17 protein-coding genes and 1 pseudogene are annotated in these 21,278 nt (G+C 68.5%); 5 read left to right on the plus strand and 13 right to left on the minus strand.

Annotated features, from left to right (window positions below; genetic code table 11):
- From AC07PF_RS31435 to AC07PF_RS31450, 4 genes and pseudogenes are all read right to left on the minus strand, one after another.
- Positions 1-95 (minus strand): annotated as a pseudogene (locus AC07PF_RS31435) (electron transfer flavoprotein subunit beta/FixA family protein); the annotation flags it as partial.
- Positions 96-231: 136 nt separating this feature from the next.
- A complete protein-coding gene (locus AC07PF_RS31440; RefSeq protein ID WP_494614606.1) occupies positions 232-1,554 on the minus strand; it encodes a mechanosensitive ion channel family protein in 1,323 nt (440 codons plus the stop codon).
- Between the two features lie 821 nt (positions 1,555-2,375).
- Positions 2,376-3,161 (minus strand): enoyl-CoA hydratase, encoded by a 786-nt coding sequence (locus AC07PF_RS31445; RefSeq protein ID WP_494614546.1) that lies wholly within the window; start codon positions 3,159-3,161, stop codon positions 2,376-2,378.
- A 19-nt stretch (positions 3,162-3,180) separates the two neighbouring features.
- Positions 3,181-4,134 (minus strand): histone deacetylase family protein, encoded by a 954-nt coding sequence (locus tag AC07PF_RS31450; protein WP_035205114.1) that lies wholly within the window; start codon positions 4,132-4,134, stop codon positions 3,181-3,183.
- A 48-nt stretch (positions 4,135-4,182) separates the two neighbouring features.
- Between AC07PF_RS31450 and AC07PF_RS31455 the strand changes: the two genes are divergently transcribed.
- From AC07PF_RS31455 to AC07PF_RS31475, 5 genes are all read left to right on the plus strand, one after another.
- Positions 4,183-5,103, plus strand: a complete 921-nt coding sequence (locus AC07PF_RS31455) for an AAA family ATPase (protein ID WP_035205112.1) — start codon at positions 4,183-4,185, stop codon at positions 5,101-5,103.
- An 11-nt stretch (positions 5,104-5,114) separates the two neighbouring features.
- A complete protein-coding gene (locus tag AC07PF_RS31460; protein WP_494614547.1) occupies positions 5,115-6,164 on the plus strand; it encodes a DUF58 domain-containing protein in 1,050 nt (349 codons plus the stop codon).
- Positions 6,165-6,234: 70 nt separating this feature from the next.
- Positions 6,235-8,271: a transglutaminase TgpA family protein gene (locus tag AC07PF_RS31465; protein WP_494614548.1), complete on the plus strand. Its 2,037-nt coding sequence runs from the start codon at positions 6,235-6,237 to the stop codon at positions 8,269-8,271.
- Between the two features lie 10 nt (positions 8,272-8,281).
- On the plus strand, positions 8,282-9,358 hold the full coding sequence (mltB, locus tag AC07PF_RS31470; RefSeq protein WP_494614549.1) for a lytic murein transglycosylase B: 1,077 nt from the start codon (positions 8,282-8,284) through the stop codon (positions 9,356-9,358).
- A 41-nt stretch (positions 9,359-9,399) separates the two neighbouring features.
- Positions 9,400-10,443: a DUF2059 domain-containing protein gene (locus tag AC07PF_RS31475; RefSeq protein ID WP_494614550.1), complete on the plus strand. Its 1,044-nt coding sequence runs from the start codon at positions 9,400-9,402 to the stop codon at positions 10,441-10,443.
- A 38-nt stretch (positions 10,444-10,481) separates the two neighbouring features.
- Here the strand turns inward: AC07PF_RS31475 and AC07PF_RS31480 are convergent, their stop codons facing one another.
- From AC07PF_RS31480 to AC07PF_RS31520, 9 genes are all read right to left on the minus strand, one after another.
- Positions 10,482-11,546 carry an LLM class flavin-dependent oxidoreductase gene (locus AC07PF_RS31480; RefSeq protein ID WP_007857660.1) on the minus strand — a complete coding sequence of 355 codons (1,065 nt, stop codon included), beginning with the start codon at positions 11,544-11,546 and terminating at the stop codon, positions 10,482-10,484.
- Positions 11,547-11,704: 158 nt separating this feature from the next.
- A complete protein-coding gene (locus AC07PF_RS31485) occupies positions 11,705-12,640 on the minus strand; it encodes an ABC transporter substrate-binding protein (RefSeq protein WP_494614551.1) in 936 nt (311 codons plus the stop codon).
- A gap of 8 nt (positions 12,641-12,648) precedes the next feature.
- A complete protein-coding gene (locus AC07PF_RS31490) occupies positions 12,649-13,578 on the minus strand; it encodes an ABC transporter substrate-binding protein (protein ID WP_494614552.1) in 930 nt (309 codons plus the stop codon).
- A 103-nt stretch (positions 13,579-13,681) separates the two neighbouring features.
- Positions 13,682-15,535 carry an amino acid ABC transporter permease/ATP-binding protein gene (locus AC07PF_RS31495; RefSeq protein WP_494614553.1) on the minus strand — a complete coding sequence of 618 codons (1,854 nt, stop codon included), beginning with the start codon at positions 15,533-15,535 and terminating at the stop codon, positions 13,682-13,684.
- Between the two features lie 28 nt (positions 15,536-15,563).
- Positions 15,564-16,079, minus strand: coding sequence for a GNAT family N-acetyltransferase (locus AC07PF_RS31500; protein ID WP_145695450.1), 516 nt, complete (start codon positions 16,077-16,079; stop codon positions 15,564-15,566).
- A 40-nt stretch (positions 16,080-16,119) separates the two neighbouring features.
- Positions 16,120-17,331 (minus strand): M20 aminoacylase family protein, encoded by a 1,212-nt coding sequence (locus tag AC07PF_RS31505; protein WP_494614554.1) that lies wholly within the window; start codon positions 17,329-17,331, stop codon positions 16,120-16,122.
- A complete protein-coding gene (locus AC07PF_RS31510) occupies positions 17,331-18,680 on the minus strand; it encodes an LLM class flavin-dependent oxidoreductase (RefSeq protein WP_494614555.1) in 1,350 nt (449 codons plus the stop codon). Before AC07PF_RS31510 ends, AC07PF_RS31505 begins: the two co-directional genes overlap by 1 nt.
- Positions 18,681-18,706: 26 nt before the next feature.
- On the minus strand, positions 18,707-19,708 hold the full coding sequence (locus AC07PF_RS31515; protein ID WP_007857653.1) for an LLM class flavin-dependent oxidoreductase: 1,002 nt from the start codon (positions 19,706-19,708) through the stop codon (positions 18,707-18,709).
- Positions 19,709-19,862: 154 nt separating this feature from the next.
- The gene (locus tag AC07PF_RS31520) at positions 19,863-21,209 is read right to left on the minus strand and encodes a branched-chain amino acid ABC transporter substrate-binding protein (RefSeq protein ID WP_494614556.1); all 1,347 of its coding nucleotides are present in this window, start codon (positions 21,207-21,209) and stop codon (positions 19,863-19,865) included.
- Positions 21,210-21,278 lie beyond the last annotated feature (69 nt).

Genomic DNA, 21,278 nt, shown 5'->3' on the forward strand with positions numbered 1-21,278 from the left:
TTCACGTTGGCGATGTCCACACCCGTTTGGTCCGACTTGACTCGGACCTTGACGTTGTAGTCCACCACGCGCTTGACAGGGACCAAGACCTTCATTGCTGCGGCTCCTAGAGTTGGTTGAATTGACGTTTACGTAAACTGGAACATTCTATGCCGCAGTGCACCCACAAGGGTGCAGGCCGGGGCCACCGGCAGCAGGGGCATAAAAAAGAACGATCGTGCTTTTCCGTGATTATAGGGCACTTGGCGGACCGCCCGATGTCTCGCCGGAGGCACTGGCCATACCAGCCCCTGCAGGCAGGCCGGCAGGCACGGCACCGCTGTCCTTGAACTGCACCACGCGCTGGGGATAGGGGATGTCGATGTTCGCCGCGCGCAGGCCGTCGAGGATGGCGATGTTGATGGCCGAGCGCAGGTTGAGCGAGCCGGCCGAGGGGTCGCTGATCCAGAAGTTGAGGCTGAACTCGAGACCATCGGGCGCGAAGTTGATGAGAAAGGCCACGGGCTCGGGCTCCTTGAGCACGCGCGGCTGCGCTGCGGCGGCGCCGCACAGGATGGCCTGCACCTGGGCCACGTCGCTGTCGTAGCCGACGACGATGTTGGTGGTGACGTTGAACTTGCGGTCGGCGTCCGACAGGTTCTCCACGCGCTGGGTGATCAAGGTCTCGTTGGGCACGATGGACTCGCGCCCGTTGCCTGCACGGATCAGGGTATAGCGGGTCTTGATGTCGGTGATGCGGCCCTCGAAGCCATCGACGCGCACGTTGTCGCCGATGCGCAGCGAGCGCTCCAGCAGGATCACGAAGCCGCTCACGTAGTTGGAGGCGAGCTTCTGCAGGCCGAAGCCCAGGCCCACGCCCACCGCCCCGCCCAGCACCGACAGCGCCGTGAGGTCCACCCCGACCGCCGACAGCGCGAACAGCATGCCCAGGAGCAGCAGCACCGCGCGCACCGCGTTGCCCGCGACCTTGCGCATGGACAGGTCGGTCACGGCCGTGCTGAGCACGCGCCGCTCGAAGGTGGCCGAGATCCACAGAGCGGCAACCATCACTAGGCTGGCCGACAGCGCGCCCTCGATCAGCGTGGCGACGCTGACGGTGGACTTGCCGAAGTTGAGCGTGATGCTGTCGAGCTCGCTGCGCACGGCGGGCAGCAGCCCCACGATCCACAACACGGCCGCGCCCCAGATGACCCAGGAGAACAGCCCTTCGAGCAGGCGCACGAGGCCGGAAGCGGGGAATGCCACGCGCAGCACACGGGCGATGAAGCGGATCAGCGCGAGCGAGACCAGCATGGGGACTGCGATGCGCAGCACGAAGACCGGGTGGTAGTGCTCCACCGCGAGGCGGCCTGCAAACGTCAGGACCAGGGCGATCAGGGGGAAGAGCAGGCCGTCGATGGTGTTGCGGCCGATCCAGACCGAATCGGGGGGTTGGTTGCGGCCGATGAGGCGGGCAGCGAACAGGGCGATGGCGATGGCCGCGGCCAGGACGCCGAGTTCCAGCCAGACGCTGGAGTGGTTGAAGTCTGTCAGTAGTTTGTCGAGGATTTCCATGCGGTTGGGGTCCATCACGCTTGGCAATATGGTGCCGGTAGTGACTGTTTGCTTGATTGAAAGGCGGGGGCCGGGATATGCGCCCGGCGGCGCAGTAACTTTCTCTTGGGCCGCCAAGAGAAAGTCACCAAAGAGAAGGCGGCCCCCAGTCTGCGACCCCCGCTCGCCCTGTCGGGCGAACGGGGGCAACCTGCGATGCTCGGATCTGGGGTGGGCGTCGATGAACTCGCTGCGTTCTTCGAACTCCGCTCAAACAGCATCGACGAGCCAGAAGACGAAGTGCATGTGTCCTGCGGCACATGCACCCACCCCAGCTCCTGCGCTTCTCGGCGCAGCCAGCAGGGGTGGCTAGCGGGTACCACCCGGCTGCTGCTCTGGCAGCTACGCCGGGTGTCGGTTACGCGCTGCGCGCTGCCGACGCGCCTGGCTATCGCCCTGGCGAGCCGAGCGCAGCGAAGGACCACAGGCCGAGCGAAGCAATGGCCCGTATGGGGCCTCCAATCCCTTCTGGACGTGCCGAGAAGCGCAGAAGCTGGGGTGAGCGCGTGCCGAAGGACACGCGCATCGTTGTCTGGCTCGCCGAAGCTGTTTGACCGGAGCTGCCTCGCAGAGGCAGCGCAGGGAGTTCTTCGGCGCACCCCAGCTTCGAGCATCGCAGGTTGCCCGTAGCGAAGCGAAGGGACACGGACAGCAGGGTCGCCTTTCTTTTGGGTACTTTTCTTTGGCGAAGCAAAGAACAAGTACCTCGGCCGCCGGGCCGAGACCCGGCCTCCGCCTTCAGCAAAGGAACTGAAGCAATAACAACCCATGTCGGTCGACCATCATTTCCAGGCCGGAGCCCGCTTCTCGACAAAAGCCCGGGCCCCTTCCTGAGCAGCCCCATCCATCATGTTCACCGCCATGGCCTGCCCAGCCAACTGGTAAGCCGCATCCATCCCCAGCTCCCGCTGCTGGTACACCAGCGCCTTGCCCATGGCCACCGCCACACGCGGCTTCTGCAGGATGGACGCCACGAACCTCTCCACCTCAGCATCCAACTCGGCAGCAGAAACCACCCGGTTCACCAGCCCCTGCTCCAACGCAGTGGCCGCATCGATGAAGTCCCCCGTCAACAGCATCTCCATCGCCCGCTTGGCTGGCACATTGCGCACCAGCGGCACGCTGGGCGTGGCGCAGAACAGGCCGTAGTGGATCCCGCTGGTCGCAAAGGTCGCGCTGTCAGCCGCCACTGCCAGGTCGCACTGGGCCACCAGTTGGCAGCCAGCCGCCGTGGCCATGCCCTGCACGCGCGCGATCACCGGCACGGGCAGCTTGTGGATGGTGAGCATCATGCGGCTGCACTGGGCGAAGAGCTGCTGGTACCAGGCCAGGTCGGGGTGGGCCGCCATGTCCTTGAGGTTATGGCCGGCGCAAAAGGCCTTGCCCTCGGCCGCCAGCACCACAACACGCGCCGTCTCGTCACGGGCCACGGCGTCGAGCGCCTGCTGCAGGGCCGTGAGCATCTCCGCGCCCAGGGCATTGAAGCGCGCGGGGTCGTTGAGCGTGAGGGTCACCACGCCGCGCGCGTCGCGTGCAATGCGCAGGGGCTGGTGTTCGGATTCCGTCATGTCGTTGCAGTCCCAAAAATCACAGATCGGCCAGCACGCGCAGGTGGGCTTCCACGCTGCGGGCCAGCGGCCCCATCACATAACCGCCTTCCAGGCAGGACACGATGCGCCCCTTGGAGTAACGCCGCGCGATGTCCTTCACACGCTGGGTGATCCAGGCATAGTCGGACTCGGTCAGGCCCAGCTGCCCCATGTCGTCCTCGCGGTGGCCGTCGAATCCGGCGCTCACGAAGACCATCTCGGGCTTGAAGGCCTCGAGCCGGGGGATCCACATCATCTCGATGATCTCGCGGATGTCCATGCCACGCGTGTAGGCGGGTACCGGCACGTTGACCATGTTGGGGGCCGGGTCCTGGTCGCCACTGTAGGGGTAGAACGGGTGCTGAAAAATGCTGACCATCAGCGCCCGCGGGTCATTGGCCAGGATGTCCTCGGTGCCATTGCCGTGGTGCACGTCGAAATCGACCACCGCCACGCGCTGCAGGTTGTAGCGCTGCAACGCATACTTGGCGGCCACGGCCACGTTGTTGAAGAAGCAGAACCCCATGGCCTTGCTGCGCGTGGCGTGGTGGCCTGGCGGGCGCACGGCGCAAAAGGCGTTCTCCAGCTCGCCGGCCATCACCGCATCGGTAGCGGCCAGGGCGGCCCCGGCGGCGCGCAGCGAGGCCTTCCAGGTATGGGCGTTGATGGAGGTGTCGGGGTCGAGCTGCGAGTAGCTCGGGCCGCCGGCCAGGATCTCCTCGTTGAGCCGGTCGGACAGGCCGCGCATGGCGGCCACGTGCAGGCGGTCGTGGGCCAGCTCGATGTCGGCCAGGGATGCCTCGGGTGCCTCGCGGCGGTCCAGGGCATCGCCCACGCCGGTGATCAGCAGCCGGTCCTCGATGGCGTCGAGCCGCTCGGGGCATTCGGGGTGCCCGGGCCCCATTTCATGCTTCCAGCAATCGCGGTGGGTGAAATAGCCCGTTTTGCTCACAGTCAATCCCCGTGTCTCATACTTTTAGGATAACGTCGCGCCATGACTATGAATGCACAGCACAAGATCAAATCGCTTCTGGACCAGCTTAACACGGTGATCGTGGGCAAAAAGGCCCAGGTGCAGGACTGCGTGGCCTGCCTGCTGGCCGGCGGCCACCTGCTGATCGAAGACGTTCCGGGCGTGGGCAAGACCACGCTGGCGCACGCCCTGTCGCGCACCTTCGGGCTGCAGTTTTCGCGCGTGCAGTTCACGGCCGACCTGATGCCCAGCGACCTCACGGGGGTGTCGGTCTACGAGCGCGGCAAGGAAGCCTTCGTGTTCCACCCCGGGCCGGTGTTTGCCCAGGTGCTGCTGGCCGACGAAATCAACCGCGCCAGCCCCAAGACGCAGAGCGCGCTGCTCGAGGCCATGGAGGAAAAGCAGGTGTCGGTAGAAGGCGAGACGCGCGCCCTGCCCCACCCCTTCTTCGTGATCGCCACACAGAACCCGCACGACCAGCTGGGCACCTTTGCACTGCCCGAGTCGCAGCTGGACCGCTTTCTGATGCGCATCTCCATCGGCTACCCCGATCGCGCGGCCGAGCGCGTGCTGCTGGCCGGTGCTGACCGCCGCGACATGGTGGACACCATGCTGCCCCTGCTGTCGGACGAAGAACTGGCCGAGCTGCAGCGCGAGGTGCAGGCCGTGCACACGGCCGATCCGTTGCTCAACTATGTGCAGGACCTGATCGCCGCCACGCGCTCGGGCCGCTGGTTCCTGCAGGGTCTGTCGCCACGCGCCGGCATTGCCCTGGTGCGCGCGGCCAAGGCGCAGGCGCTCATCAGCGGGCGCGACTATGTGGCGCCCGACGACGTGCAGGCCATCCTGCCCCAGACCATTGCCCACCGCCTGGTGCCGGTCGGCGATGCCGGCCGCGGCGCGGTGGAGCAGGTGCGGGCCATGGTCGAGTCCGTGCCTCTTCCTTGAGCACGAGGGAAATGTCCGCAACCCCATCGCCCGCGGCAGCCGCCGCACCGGCCGGCCGGCTGCGCGCTGCCCTGGCGACGCTCAACCCGCTCACGCGCGTGCGCAAGCGCTTCGAGGCCTGGTGGATGGTGCGCCGGCCGCTGAGCGACACGCTCACGCTGACGCAGCGCAATGTCTACATCCTGCCCACCGGCGCGGGTTGGATGCTGGCGCTCACGCTGCTGATCCTGCTGATAGCCTCCATCAACTACCAGCTCAACCTGGGCTATCTGCTGACCTTTCTGCTGGCCGGCAGCGCCGTGATCGGCATGCACATCTGCCACGCCACGCTGCGCGGCATCACGCTGCAACTCAAGGCGCCCGAGCCGCACTTCATGGGAACCAGCGCCACGGTGGAGGTCCAGGTGTCCAGCGAACGCAAGACGCCGCGCTATGGCATCGGCCTGGCCGTGCATGGCAGCGGCGGCGAGGCGCACCACTGGGCCTGGACCGATGTGCCCGCGCAGGGACGTTCCACCATGCACGTGGCCTTTGCGCCCCCGCGCCGGGGCCTGCACCGCGTGCCCGTGCTCACGGCCGAGACGCGATTTCCGCTGGGCACCTTCCGTGTCTGGACCTACTGGCGCCCGGCGGCCCAGGTGCTGGTGTACCCGGCGCCCGAGCTGCCCCCACCACCGCTGCCCCCCGGCGAGCCGCGCGGCGCCGGCACGGGCAGCGCCCCCTCGCAGGGCATTGGCGAGTTCGACGGTGTGCGCGCCTACCGGCGCGGCGACCCGCTCAAGCTCGTGGTCTGGAAGAAGGCCGCCAAGACGCTGGGCACGGGAACCGACGACCTGGTGAGCCGCGACTCCCAGCAGGCGCAGCGCCACGAACTCTGGCTGGACCCGGCCCTGGCCGCCCTGCCCGACCCCGAGGCCCGTATCTCGCGCCTGGCGGCCTGGGTGCTGCAGGCCGACCGGCTGGGCCTGGACTACGGCCTGCGCCTGCCGGGCGTGGAGATCGCGCCCGACACGGGCACCGCCCACCGCCGCCGCTGCCTGGAAGCGCTGGCGCTGTGCTGAACTTCTGCCGGCAACCAGCCCTCCAAACGCATTGCTCCTTGCCTCCTTTTTCGCGGAAAGCCGACGCTCCATGAGCCTGCGCCAGACCCTCGCCACCCTGCCACGCGACGCGCGGGACACACTGTTCCTGCTGTTCGCCACGGCCTGGGTGATCGCGCCCCAGGTGGCCAACCTGCCCGGCTGGGCCAGCGCCATGGCCTTCGGCATGCTGTTGTGGCGCGGCTGGATGGCCTGGACGGCGCGCCCCCTGCCCGGGCGCTGGCTGCTCACGATGCTGGTCATCGTGGCCGTGGGGGGCACGCTGCTCACGCACCGCACCATCCTCGGGCGCGATGCCGGCGTCACCCTCATGGTGATGATGCTGGCCTTCAAGACCCTGGAGCTGCGCGCGCGCCGCGACGCCATGGTGATCTTCTTCCTGGGCTTCTTCACGATGCTCAGCAACTTCTTCTTCTCGCAGTCGCTGCTCACGGCCGCCGCCATGCTGGTGGCGCTGCTGGGCCTGCTCACGGCCCTGGTCAATGCCCACATGCCGGTGGGGCGCCCGCCGCTGGCGCAGACCTTCCGCATGGCCGGCACCATGGCCCTGCTGGGCGCGCCCATCATGGTGGCGCTGTTCATGCTGTTTCCGCGCATGTCGCCGCTGTGGGGGATGCCCAGCGACAACCTCACGGGGCGCAGCGGCCTCTCGGGCACGATGAAGATCGGCGACATGGCCGAGATTGCGCTCGATGAGCGGGTGGCGATGCGCCTGCGCTTCGAGGGTGCGCCCACCGACATCCCCCCGCAGTCCATGCTGTATTTCCGCGGGCCGGTCATGGCCGCCTTTGACGGCCGGCAATGGCAGGCCGAGCCCTTCCGCGAGGACAGTGCCTGGGCGGCGCGCGTGGCGGTGCCTGCCAATCTGCAGACCCGCGGCCAGGCCGTGCGCTACGAAGTCACCCTGGAGCCGCAACGCCAGCCCTGGCTGATGGTGCTGGAAGCCACGCCCGAAGCCCCCCAGTTGCCCAACATGCAGGCCTACATGACGCAGGACCTGCAGTGGATGACCACGCGCCCCATCACCGAGGTGCTGCGCTACCAGGCAGTGAGCTACCCCGAATTCCGCCATGGCCCGCAGCAATCCGTGCGCCAGTTGCGCGTGCACACCGAGCTGCCGCCCGGCTTCAACCCGCGCACCCTGGCCCTGGCCGAACAGATGAAGGCCGACCCCGCGCTGGCCGGGGCCGGCACCCAGGCACTGGTGAATGCCGTGCTGCAGCGCCTGCGCACGGGCGGCTACAGCTACTCGCTCGAGCCGGGTGTCTTCGGCGAGCACACGGCCGACGAGTTCTGGTTCGACCGCATGGAAGGCTTCTGCGAGCACATCTCCTCGGCCTTCGTGATCCTGATGCGCGCGCTGGATGTGCCGGCACGCATCGTCACCGGCTACCAGGGGGGCGAGCGCAACCCCGTGGATGGCTACTGGACCGTGCGCAACGCCGATGCCCACGCCTGGGCCGAGGTCTGGATGGAAGGCCGCGGCTGGGTGCGCGTGGACCCCACGGGCGCTGTTTCACCAGGCCGCGTAGGCCAGTTCCAGCGGCTGCGGGCGCCCGAGGGCGCATTTGCCAGCGCCATGGGAACCATCAGCCCCGGAATGGTGCAATCCTTGCGCGCCGTCTGGGAGGCCGTGAACAACAGCTGGAGCCAGTGGGTGCTCAACTACAGCCAGAGCCGCCAGTTCGACCTGCTCAAGGCCCTGGGATTCGAATCGCCGAGTTGGCAGGACCTGACCACCGTGCTCGGCGCCCTCATCGTGATCGCTGCCAGCGGCGGTGGCCTGTGGACGCTGTGGGAACGCAGCCAGCACGACCCCTGGCTGCGCCTGCTGGCCCGCGTGCGCCAGCGCCTGGCCAAGGCTGGCCTGGTGCTGCCCGAGACCCTGCCACCGCGTTCCATGGCCCAGCAGGTGACCGCACACTTCGGTGACAGCGCCAGCGGCCTGGCGGCCTGGCTGCTGCGGCTGGAACAGGTACGCTATGCCCCTCTACCTGCCCAGCAGTTCGGCGCCCTGCGCCGCGAATTCAACACCCTGCCCTGGCCCCCGTCCGCACGGGGCCGATGACCCGAACGACATGCGCCTCCTGAAATCCGTTGCCGTCGCCTGTGTGGCGGCGGCCTGTGCCCTGCCGGCCCTTGCCAGCCCTTCCAAGCCCCCCAAGCAGAAAACCACCGCCGCGAGCTCCACCGTACAGGGCGGCACGCCCTACGCCAGCCGGCCCGATGCCATGGCCTTTGCCGACGATCTGGCCGCGCGGCGCGGCCTGGACCGCGAATGGGTGCGCCAGGCCATCGGCCAGGCGCGCCTGCTGTCCCAGGTGCCGCGCCTGATGCTGCCACCGCCCGTGGGCACGCCCAAGAACTGGCGCGTGTACCGCAGCCGCTTCATCGACCCGGTGCGCATCCGCGCCGGGGTGCGCTTCTGGCAGGAGCACCGCGAGGCCCTGGAACGCGCCGAGGCCGAATACGGCGTGCCGGTGGAGATCATCGTCGGCATCATCGGCGTGGAGACCATCTACGGCCAGCAGATGGGCAACTTCCGCGTGATGGACGCGCTGGCCACGCTGTCGTTCGACTTTCCGAATGCCCACCCGCGCGCCAAGGAGCGCCGCGAGTTCTTCCAGCGCGAGCTCGAGCAGTTCCTGAGCCTCGCCAACCGCAGCAACATCGACCCCTTCGAGCCGCGCGGCAGCTACGCCGGCGCCATGGGCCTGGGCCAGTTCATGCCCTCGAGCTGGGTGCGCTATGCGGTGGACTTCGATGGCGACGGCCGCATCGACCTGTTCAGGAGCCCGGTGGACGCCATCGGCTCGGTGGCCAACTACTTCAAGGGCCACAACTGGACCACCGGCATGCCCACGCACTTTGGCGTGCAGTTCGACACCGCACGGCTGCAGCTCGACACCTTGCTGGCACCGGACATCCTGCCCACCTTCAGCGCCGCCAGCATGCAGGCCAAGGGCGCGGTGCTCGACGCCGCAGGCGCGCAGCACACGGGCCCGCTGGCGCTGGTGGAGCTACAGAACGGCGGTGACGCCCCGACCTATGTGGCGGGCACGGAGAACTTCTATGCCATCACCCGCTACAACTGGTCGAGCTACTACGCCATGGCCGTGATCGAGCTGGGGCGCGAGGTGGCGGCGGCGCGGTAGTCCCCGTTACGATGGCGGCCATCGCCAACGGACCTGACCCCATGCATTCCACCGCCGCCCTGCCGCCCCGCCCCCACAACGCACGCGCCTCCCTGCTGGCCACGGCGCTGCTCCTCGCCCTTGCCACCCTGGTGCCGCCCGCAGGCGGCCCGGGCAGGGCCCATGCCGCGCCCAAGGCCACCGCAGCAGCAGGAGCAGTCAACGCGAGCGAAGCCACGCTGCACGCCCTGTTCGATGCCGAGCAGATGCCCGAACGCATGCGCCAGATCATGCAGGCCGTGGACCAGGCACAGCTGGATGCCATTGCCGGCATCGCCGACCCGGCGGAGCAGGAGCGCAAGCGCAAGGCCTATGCCACGGCGCAGCCCGTGATGCAGCAGCATTTCGCGTGGCAGAAGCTGCGCCTCCTGGTCACCGAGGTGTACCAGACCCAGTACACCGAAGCCGATGCGCAGGCCTTGCTGGCCTTCTATGGCACGGCACCGGGCCAATTGCACCTGAACAAGCTGCAGCCCGCCATGATCGAGGCCACCCTCGCACTGGCGAAATTCATGGACGAGCGCGTGGACGCCCTCTTCGATTCCAGCGACGACCAGGGCCGCGCCAAGGGCCCCAAGCCGCCCAAGCCAACGGCCTGGACCGCCGCGGATGCCCACGATGGCCTCGCCGCCGACCTGGTCCGGCTGCTGATGCAGGACGAGTTCAACGCGCGCATGCAGCGTCTGGAGTCCGCCATGCGTGCGCAAACCGGGCTGGTGCAATCCGGAGCCCCCAGCAAGCAGCAGAAGCAGTGGTTTGCCAACATCTCGCAGCGCATGCGCGCGGAGATCCGCTTCGATACCGTGCTGCCCCTGATCGTGCAGCCCCTGCGTGCGCACCTGGCACCCGAGGAACTGCGCGTGCTGCTGGCCAGCGAACGCAGCCCCGCTCGCAAGGCGCAGCGCGCCAAGGCACTGGCCGCCAGCGACGCCCTGAGCGCCCGCATGCAGCAGACGATCCGCACCGAGATCTTCCCCGAGCTGCTGGCGGCCATGGCGCGGGCCGAGAACGCGGCGGCACCCGCCAACAGCGACACCAAGCGCTGAGGCACCGCCCGCGCAGGGCCCAACAACCTGTTCAGGTTCTAAGCAACCCAGGTATCACCCACTCCGGCCGCTGTGGCCTGCGTGGCCCCTGCCCGCCACCCCAGCTCCGGCGCGATCAGCCGGGCTGTGTCCTCCAGGATCTGGCGGTATTCCTCGGGCGCGAAGTCGTAGGGCAGCTCCAGCCGCAGCTCCTGAACCAGGGGCAGGATCGGGTCCTCGCGCAGCCACTGCAGGATCTGCTCGCTGTGGCCCACCAGGTCGCGCGCGAACAGCGTGCGCCGCTCGCCCTGCGGCGCCAGGGTGCGCGCCTGCCGCGTGGCCGCCCAGGCCAGGTAGCGCGCGCGGGTGGAGGCATCGGCCCCGTCCAGCGGCACGATCACCCGCCCCAGCGCCACGCGCGGCACGCTGCCCGGCGGCTGCTGCGCGCGCCAGCGGGCATGGAACAGGTCGAGCTGGGTGCGCTGCGCCTCGAAGAAATGGTCGGTCTGCTCGCCCCGGTTGATGTTGCCGATGAGCAGGTGGTAGCCCTGCTCGCCCGCCCACTGCGCCGAGCGCAGCGAGCCCCCGCCGTACCACAGGCGCTGCGCCAGGCCCGGCGCGTACGGCTGCAGGCGTGGCCGCTGGCGGCCTGCGGGGCTTTCGACAAAGGTCTCCTCGTCACCCAGCAGGTCGCCCTGCAGGTTGCGCCGCAGGCGCTCCACGCGGGCGTGCGAGAAATCGATGCTGCCCGCATCGCCATCGAACAGGCGCTCGCCCAGCAATGCGCCAAAGGGCGGCGCCCCGGCACTCAGGCCCACGTGCAGGCGCCCACGCGCGAGCACGTCCACCGTGGCCAGGTCCTCGGCCAGGCGAAACGGATTCTCGTAGCCCATCTGCACCACGGCCGTTCCCAGGCCGATGCGCAGCGTGCGCTGGCTCGCGGCGGCCAGGAAGGTCGCGGCCGAGGACACCCCGCGCTCCAGGTGGCGCTGGCGCACCCAGGCGCTGTCGAACCCCAGGGCCTCGCCATAGGCGAACAGCTGCAGCGTGTGCTCCAGCCCGTCGAAGGGATCGGTGTCAGGGAAATTACCCGGCGACAGGAAGGCAAGGTGGCGGATGGGCATGGCGTGGAAGTTGGGATGATCTCGGTTTCAGCGGCACACCACATCGCTCGCAGGCCACGAAACCGGCGTGGCCGAAGCGAGTGCCCCCGTGCAAGGGCCGCCCCGCCGCACTGGGGGCGTCGCCCTTTCAGGGGGAAGGCGCGAAGCGACTCAGGGGGTCAAAATTTCGGCAAGCCCGGGGGATTCGTCTCCGACCGCGGCAGCGCCTCTTCCGTCAGGCTCCAGCGCGCCAGCGCCTTGCCGTACTGCCCGCCCTGGATCAGGCCGTTGGCCGCGAGCGTGAGCGCGTCGGCCAGGCCGCTGCCCTTGCGCGTGGTGATGCCCACGTCGGACTTGAGCGGCCAGCCGGCGTTCACGGTGCCCACGAGCTTGATCTTGCCGTCCTTGGCGGCGTGGTAGGCCTGGGGGGCGTTGGGGTTGAAGTTGGCATCGGCCCGGCCCGAGACCACGCCCAGCAGGCGTGCCGCATCGTCGTCGAAGTACAGGATTTCCGCCGGCTTCAGGCCTGCCGCCTGGTTCTTCCTGTTCCATTCGAGCAGGATGCGCTCCTGGTTGGTGCCCGACGCGGTGATGACCTTGAGGCCGGCCACGTCCTTGGGTTCCTTGATGGCGGCGATCTTGCTGTCGGCGCGCACGTAGAAGCCGTGCAGGCCCAGGCGGTAGGTGGAGAAGTCGAACTTCTCCTTGCGCTGCTCGGTCACGCCCACATTGGAGATCACCGCGTCGTACTTGCCCGAGGACAGGCCCAGGGGCCAGTCGGCCCAGGCGATGGGCACCAGCTCCAGCTTGAGGCCCAGCGCATCGGCAATCAGCAGCGCGTAGTCGGGATCGAAACCCACCACGGTCTTGGCATCGGTGGCATAGGTGGAGATGGGGGGCGCGAACGGCGCGATCGCCACGGTCAGCACACCATCCTTGACGAACTTGAAGTCCTTGGGAAGGGCGGCAATGGCGGCGGCGTTGCGCTCGGTGCGCAGCCGGCCCTTTTGCTCGGGGCTGAAGTCGAAGGTCTGGGCCAGGGCGCCGCCGCCGAATGCAGCCAATGCCACCGCGGCCAGCCAGCGCCGCAGGGATGGTGAGGAGAGGATGGTCATGGCGCGCCTCACTTCTTGGGCAGGCCGGGCGGGTTGGTGCGCGAGACCTGGATGGCCTCGGACTGCAGGTTCCAGCGCTCCAGCGACTTGGTGTAGTTGCCGTTCTGGATCTGCGCATTGAGCGCCGCCGTGATGGCATCGGCAATGCCCGATCCCTTGCGCGAGGTCACGGCGATCTCGGCGTTCTGCGGCCAGCCGCCCGAGAAGGCACCGACCAGCTTGGTGCGGCCATCGCGCGCGTTGTGCGCGGCGATGCCGTTGGGCGCAAGGTAGGCGTCGGCGCGGCCCGAGAGGATGGCCAGGTACAGCACCACATCGTCGTCGTAGTACTGGATCTCCACGGGTTTCAGGCCCGCGGCCACGTTCTGCTGGTTCCAGCGCAGGAGGATCTGCTCCTGGTTGGTGCTCGCGCCGACGATGATCTTCAGGCCCGCCACGTCCTTGGGTTCCTTGATCGCGGCGATCTTGCTGTCGGCCTTGACGTAGATGCCGAGCTGGTCATTGCGGTAGGTGGAGAAGTCGAATTTCTCCTTGCGCTCCTCGGTCACCGTGACGTTGGAGATCACCACGTCGAACTTGCCCGACTGCAGGCCCAGCGGCCAGTCGGCCCAGGCCACCGACACCAGCTCGAGCTTGCGCCCCAGGCTGTCGGCCACCAGCTGCGCCACGTCGGGCGCATTGCCCACGGGGGTCTTGTTGTCGGTGGCGTAGGCGCCGAAGGGCAGGCGCCCCGTGGTGGTGCCCACCGTGAGCACGCCCTCCTTGGCGAACTTGAAGTCCTTGGACACGAGCTTGAGCGCCTCGTCGACCTTGGCCGAGCGCGGGCGCCCGGGCTGTTCAGGGCTCAGGTCCACGGCCTGGGCCATGAGCTGCAGCGGTGCCATGGCCGCGGCGGCCAGCGCCAGGGCAAGGAAGGTGGAGCGGCGGGTGAAGTTCATCGGATGGTTCCTGAAAAAAGCCATGAAAAAAAGACCATGCGGGCACGCTGGCGCCCAGCCGGGCGCTGCGCGTGCAAGGAAGGGAAAGAACTGCGGCGGGCTGCTAGAGCACCTTGGCCAGGAACTCTGCGGTGCGCGGGTGCTGCGGGTGGTTGAACACCTGCTCGGGCGTGCCGGTCTCCAGCACCTGTCCCTGCTCCATGAAGACCACGGTGTCGGCCACTTCACGGGCAAAGCCGATCTCGTGCGTGACGATGACCAGCGTGGTGCCTGAGCGCGCCAGTTCCTTGATCACGGCCAGCACCTCGCCCACCAGTTCGGGGTCGAGCGCCGAGGTGGGCTCGTCGAACAACAACACCTTGGGCCGGAGGGCCAGCGCCCGCGCGATCGCCACGCGCTGCTGCTGGCCGCCCGAAAGCTGGCGCGGGTAGCTGTGTGCCTTGTCGGACAGGCCCACGCGGGCCAGCAGCTCCTGCGCCAGGGCCTCGGCCTCGGGGCGCAGCAGGCGGCGCACGCTGATGGGTGCCTCGATGATGTTCTCCAGCACCGTGAGGTGGGGGAACAGGTTGAAGTTCTGGAACACCATGCCCACGTCCACGCGGCGCGCGAGGATGTCCTTCTCGCCCAGTTCGTACAGGGTGTCCGCATCCTGGCGGTAGCCGATGAGCTCGCCGTCGATGGCGATGAAGCCGCCGTCCACCCGCTCCAGGTGGTTGATGGCGCGCAGCAGCGTGGACTTGCCCGAGCCCGACTGGCCCAGCACCACGGTCACGCTGCCGGGCGGCACGGTGAGCGTCACGTCCTTGAGCACCTGCAGCGCGCCGTAGTGCTTGGAGACACCGTGGATGGTGACCTCGCCGCCGCGCGTGAGACCGCCGCTCCAGCGCGGCACGGTGCCGGCGGGTTCCGCCTGGGGCGCGGCCGCGACGGCCGGCTGGGCCTCCAGCGGCACGGCCTTGGGAGCGAAACCCAGGCGCCGCGCGATGGCCGTGAACAGCGAGGGCGGTGGATTGCGCAGCGCGCCCTTGGCGAAATGCCGCTCGATGTAGTGCTGCATGACCGACAGCACCGTGAGGATCACCAGGTACCAGACGGTGGCCACCATCAGCAGCGGGATCACCTCCAGGTTGCGCCGGTAGATGATCTGGATGGTGTAGAACAGCTCGGGCAGTGCCAGGATGTAGACGTTGGACGTGCCCTTGGCCAGACCGATGATGTCGTTGAAGCCGCTGGGCAGAATGGAGCGCATGGCCTGCGGCAGCACGATGCGAAAGGCCTGGCGCCGGCGCGGCAGGCCCAGCGCGGCGGCCGCCTCGAGCTGACCCTGGTCCACCGACAGGATGCCCCCGCGCACGATCTCCGAGGCGAAGGCCGCCTGGTTGAGCGTAAGCCCGATCAACGCCGCCACGAAGGGGCTGATGAGCTGCGTGGTGGGGTACGAGAAGAAGGTCCAGCCCGTGAACGGCACGGAGAGGCTCACCGACTCGTAGAGGTACCCGAGGTTGTTGATGATGAGCAGCAGCACGATCACCGGGATGGAGCGGAAGATCCAGACAAAGGTCCACGACAGCCCCGCCAGCAGCGGCGAACGCGACACCCGGGCCAGCGCCAGCGCCGTGCCCAGCGTGAAGCCGAACAGCGCCCCCAGCGCCGTGAGCAGCAGCGTGCGGCCCAGGCCCACGAGCACCGGCTCGGCAAAGAACCATTCGGCAAAAATGCCCCAGCCCCAGCGCGGGTTGGTGAGCACCGAGTACAGCACCAGCGCGATGACCACCGCGGCGAACACGGTGCCCACCGCGCGTGCCCGGTAGCGTGCGGGCACCACCTTGTAGTGGGAATAGTCGCCCTTCACGGGCGGCGCGGCGGGGACTGCCGCAGCCGCGACAACAGGGGGTGCCGCATGGTGCGCCGGGCCCGCGGGCAGTGCATGGGCATCGAGCGTGGTGGTGGTCGACATCGTGGTGTATGGGAATGGAAGGGACAACTCAGGCGGCGCGTGCCAGCGCAGGCGCCTGCACCAGGATTTTTTCGAACGGCAGCGAGCGGTAAGTGCCCTCAGGCGCCGATGGATCGAACAGCGCCGCATAGCCCTGGCCCAGGTACAGCGCCACAGCTTCGGGCTGGCGAAAGCCCGTGGTCAGGTAGATGCGCGTGTAGCCCTGGCGCAGCGCCTGGGCTTCGAGCTCCTGGACCACACGGCGCGCCAGGCCCTGGCGGCGCAGGGCCGAGTGCGCCCAGACGCGCTTGAGCTCGGCCGTGCCGGGGTCCGGGTGGCGCTTGAACGCGCCGCCGCCAATGGCCACCCCATCGCGCAGCAGCAGCACGAAATTGCCGCCTTCGGGCGGCGAGAACAGCTCGGGCGGGTACTTCTCCATCTCACGCGGGCCGCCCTCGCGTTCGTAGAAATCGCCATAGCGGCTCTCGTACTCGTAGCTGAGTTCCTCGACCAGAGGGCGCGCCAGCGGGTCCAGCGGGGTGGTATAGACGAATCGTTCGCTCATGGTGTTGTCGCGTCCATCAAGGCAACAGGAAGAAGGGAGGTCATGCGGCCGGCGCCAGGAAACGCTCGGCCAGGCGCACCCAGTAGGTGGCCGAGGGCGCGAGGATGGCGTCGTTGAAGTCGTAGTACGGGCTGTGCAGCGAGGCGCCATCGCCATTGCCCACGAAGACATAGCTGCCAGGCCGCTTGAGCAGCATGAAGGCGAAGTCCTCGCTGGCCGTGCGCGGGCGAAAGCCGGCGTCCACGCGCGCGGCGCCAAAGGTGTCCACGGCCACGCTGCGCGCCAGGGCCGTCTCGGCATCGTGGTTCAGCACGGCCGGGTAGCCGGGCCGGTACTGCACCTCGGCCGTGGCGCCGAAGCTCTCGGCCTGGGCCCGGGCGATGGCCGGAATGCGCTCCTTGAGGATGGCGCGCACCTCGGGCTTGAAGGCCCGCGCCGTGAGCTTGAGTTCCACGCTTTCGGGGATCACATTCGGGGCGGCACCGCCGTGGATCGAGCCCACGGTGACCACGCCCATGTCCAGCGGGTCGACGTTGCGCGACACCACCGTCTGCAGTGCCGTGATGATGTGGGCGCTGGCCACCACCGGGTCCACCGTTTCGTGCGGCGCGGCGCCATGGCCGCCCTTGCCGCGCACGGTGATGGTGATCTGGTCCACCGAGGCCATGGCCGGCCCGGTCACGCAGCCGAAGTGCCCTTCGCCCACGCAAGGCCAGTTGTGCAGACCAAAGACCGCGTCGCAGGGAAAGCGCTCGAACAGCCCCTCGGCGATCATGCGGTTGGCACCGCCGCCGTTCTCCTCGGCGGGCTGGAAGATCAGGTTCAACGTGCCGTCGAAGCGGCCCGACTCGGCCAGGAATCGCGCCGCTGCGAGCAGCACCGTGGTGTGGCCATCGTGCCCGCAGGCATGCATCACGCCAGCGTTTTCGCTCGCATAGGGCAGGCCCGTGGCCTCGGTGATGGGCAGGGCATCCATGTCGGCGCGGATGCCCAGCGACTTGCCACGGCCACCGCCATTGCCGCGCACCAGCCTGCCCACCACGCCCGTGCCGGCAATGCCGGTGGTGACCTCGTAACCCCACGCCGCGAGACGCTCGGCCACGATGGCGGCCGTGCGGTGCTCCTGGAACGAGAGTTCCGGGTGGCGGTGCAGGTCCTGGCGCAGGACCTTGAACTCGCCGATGAAGGCGGCAATGCCCTCCTCGACCCGGGCCACATCCTGGGAGCTTTCGACAGGCAATGCGGCGCCCATCAGGCAACCTTCCGGTCGGCAGCGCCCAGCTCTGGCGCAGCCGCATACCGGCTGGCCTTGCGCGGCAGGCCCAGGTGGTCGCGCAGCGTGGCGCCGGGCAAGGTGCGCTCGTAGCGGCCGCGTGCCTCCAGCACCGGGATCACATGCGTCACGAAATCTTCGAGCCCCTGCGCCAGCACCGGGAAACCAAGGATGAAGCCGTCGGCCGCGCCCTCGTCCACCCAGCGGATGATCTCGTCGGCCACCCGCTCGCCCGTGCCCACGAACTGCGAGCGTGGCGTGGCCGCCTCCAGCGCCACCTGGCGCAGCGTGAGGCCGCGCTCCCTGGCATCGGCCTTGATGCGGTCGGTGGTGGAGCGAAAGCTGTTGCGCCCGATCTCGCCCAGTTCGGGGAAGGGCGCGTCCAGCGGGTACTGGCTGAAGTCGTGGTGGTCGAAGTAGCGGCCCAGGTAGGCCAGCGCTTCCTGCACCGTGAGCAGTTCGCGGATGGCCTGGTACTTGGCCTCGGCCTCCTCCTGGGTGGCGCCCACCACCGGGCCGATGCCCGGGAAGATCTTCACGTCGTCGCCCTGGCGGCCCTGCGCCACCGCGCTGGCCTTGACCTGGCGCAGGAAGGCGCGCGTGGCCTCGAGGTTGGGCGAATGCGTGAACACCGCGTCGGCGTACTTGCCCGCCAGGCCCACACCCGCATCGGACGAGCCGGCCTGGAAGATCACCGGCTGGCCCTGGGCCGAGCGCCCGATGTTCAGCGGCCCGGCCACCTGGAAGAAGCGGCCCTTGTGGTTGAGCGTGTGCAGCTTGGCCGGGTCGAAGAACTGGCCGGTGGCCCGGTCGCGCACCACGGCGTCCTCGTCCCAGCTGTCCCACAGGCCTTGCGTCACCTCCAGGTACTCGTCGGCGATCTCGTAGCGCAGCGCGTGGTCGGGGTGCTGGCGGCTGTAGTTGCTGGCCGTGCCTTCGAGCGGCGTGGTCACCACGTTCCAGCCCGCGCGGCCCTGGCTGATGAGGTCCAGCGAGGCGAACTGGCGCGCCACCGTGAACGGGTCGCTGTACGAGGTGGAGATGGTGCCCGCCAGGCCGATCTTCGTCGTGGCCACGGCCAGCGCCGAGAGGATGGAGATGGGCTCGAAGCGGTTGAGGAAGTGCGGGATCGACTTCTCGTTGATGAACAGGCCATCGGCCACGAAGGCGAAGGCGATGCCGTTGGCCTCGGCCTTGCGCGCGGTGTCGATGTAGAACTGCAGGTTCACGCTCGCATCGGCCGGGCCGGCGGGGTGCTTCCACGAATTCATGTGGCCGCCTGCGCCGTGCAGCATCAGGCCGAAGCGGATGGGGGTCGGGTTGCTCATGTGTTTTTTCCTTCTGGGGGCAGGGATCAGGCCTCGGCGGTCTGCAGCGCACCGGCGAGCAGCTCCACCGACGCGAGGCGCTCGGCAAAGCCGGTGACGGGCGTATCGACCACGAACTCCTCGATGCCATAGCGCTCGGCCAGTGCATCGAGCGCATCGCGCACGAAGGCCTGCGAGCCGGCGATCACATGCGGGCGGGTTTCTTCGAGGCGGTAGTCGCTCACGCCGGCCTGGCGCGCGAACTCGGCGGCGGCCTTCTCGTTGGGCAGGTTCACGCTCTGGCCGGTGGACAGGTGCAGCTTGACGATGCGCAGCGCACCCACCAGGCGCTCGGCCTCCTCCTGCGTGTCTGCGACCAGGGCATAGAGCGCGAGCAGTGGCGCGCGGCCCGCGGCCTCGCGGTAGACCTGCACCGAGCGCTCGATGTTCACCGGGTCGCCATTGAAGTGCCCGGCATAGACAAACTGCCAGCCATGGCGCGCGGCCAGCGCGGCACTCTCGGGGCTGCCGCCGAGCAGAAAACGCTCGGGCAGGCTCGGCGGCTCGGGCAGGGCCACGGCACCGGCCAGCGGGTGGTCGGCGGCAAGGGTGTTGGAGACGAAGGCGTCAAGCTCGGCCAGTTGCGCCGCGAAGTCGGCCTTGCGTGCCGGGTCGCGTGCAGCCTGCAGCGCACGGGTGGACAGGGGCAGACCGCCGGGCGCCTTGCCCACGCCCAGGTCCACACGGCCCGGGGCCAGCGCGGCCAGCAACTTGAAGGCCTCGGCCACCTTGAAGGGACTGTAGTGCTGCAGCATGACGCCGCCCGAACCCACGCGGATGCGCGTGGTGCGAGCCAGCAGGTGCGCAACCAGCACCTCGGGTGCCGAGCTGGCCAGGCCCGGGTTGCCATGGTGCTCGGCCACCCAGAAGCGCCGGTAGCCCAGCTGCTCGGCGCGCTGCGCCAGCGCTACGGTGCGCTGCAGCGCCTGGGCCGCGGTGGCGCCTTCAGGAACGGGGCTCTTGTCGAGCAGGGACAGGGCATAGGACACGGTGGGGGCGATTCGCGCATGGGTGATCAATGCCGCAAATTCTGTGGCCCCGGGCCGGCGCGCGTTGCGCTAACTTGTCATATCGATATGCGGACAAAAGGCGCCCCCACCCTTTGCCCGCGCGGCGTGGATCACCACGCCGCCAGCGCCTCCGTCAGGGGCGCTGCATGGTGCAAGTATGGGGCTGTTGCGCCTTTGCAGGGGCGATCTGGCGCACCACGCGAAAACCGTAGCCCGAGCCTTCGACGTCGAACTTGACGCCCGTGGCCCCCTTCTTGTCCATCACGCCCACCACCAGCGCCTGCTGGAACTGGTGGTCCGCCGCGCGCATGCTGCCGCCCTGGCCCGAGAGCTGCACGCTGGCCTTTTCCATCTGGCGCGCCACGGCCACCGGATCGGTGCTGCCCGCGCGCTCGATGGACTGGGCCAGCGCCTCCACCATGAGCTGCATGCGCATGTGCACGTAGTCGTCCTGGGGCTTGGGAAAGCGCTCACGGAAGGACTGGTAGAAGGCCTCGCTCTGCGCGCCCGGCACATTGGGCAGCCAGTCGGCCACGGCCACCACCTTGCCGATGCCGGCATCGCCGATGGCCGCGGGCGCGCCCAGCGCATTGCCGTAGAAGGTGTAGAAGCTGCCGTCGTAGCCCACCTCGCGCGCGGCCTTGACCAACAGCGTGAGATCGTTGCCCCAGTTGCCCGTGACCACGGCCTGCGCGCCGCTGGTCTTGATCTTCACGGCGTAGGGCGCAAAATCCTTCACGCGGCCCACGGGGTGCAGCTCTTCGCCGACCACGGCCACGTCGGGGCGCTGGGCCGACAGTTGCTTCTTGGCCTCGCGCAGCACGGCCTGGCCAAAGCTGTAGTCCTGGCCGATCAGGTAGACGCTCTTCAAGGCCTTGTCGTCGCGCATCACCTCCATGAGTGCGGCCATGCGCATGTCGGCATGGGCGTCGAAACGGAAGTGCCAGAAGCTGCACTTCTCGTTGGTGAGGATGGGGTCCACCGCCGAGTAGTTGAGGAAGATCACGCGCTTGTTCGGCTCGCGCTCGTTGTGCTTGTTGATGGCCTCGATCAGCACCGCGGCAGTGGCCGAGGAATTGCCCTGCAGCACGACCTGCGCACCATCGTCGATGGCCGCGCGCAGGGCCGACAGGGCCTCTTCGTTCTGGCCCTTGCTGTCATAGCGCTCCAGCGCCAGCAGGCGCGGGCCGCCGGCGCTGGCCGGCAGGGCCACGCCACCGCGCGCGTTGACGCGCTCCATGGCCCAGTAGATGTTGCGGTAGACGGCCTCGCCGGTGTTGGCAAAGGCGCCCGAGAGGCTTTCGATCAGCGCCATCTTCACGGGCTTGGCGGGTGCTGCAGCAGCAGCGGGTGCTGTGCCCTGCGCCCAGCTGATGGAGGCCGGTGCCAGCGTGCAGGCCAGTGTGGCAGCGACGGCCAAAACGGAATGACGTAATGCCGCAGCGCCTGATTTCAAGCCCGCGAACCGCAATTTATTCATGCTCTTTTTCCCCTTGAAAACCCGCGCGGCCGTACACAAGTTCTGTCCATGCGGCGACCACGTCGAGAG

The sequence above is a fragment of the Acidovorax sp. GW821-FHT10A04 genome (assembly GCF_059415825.1).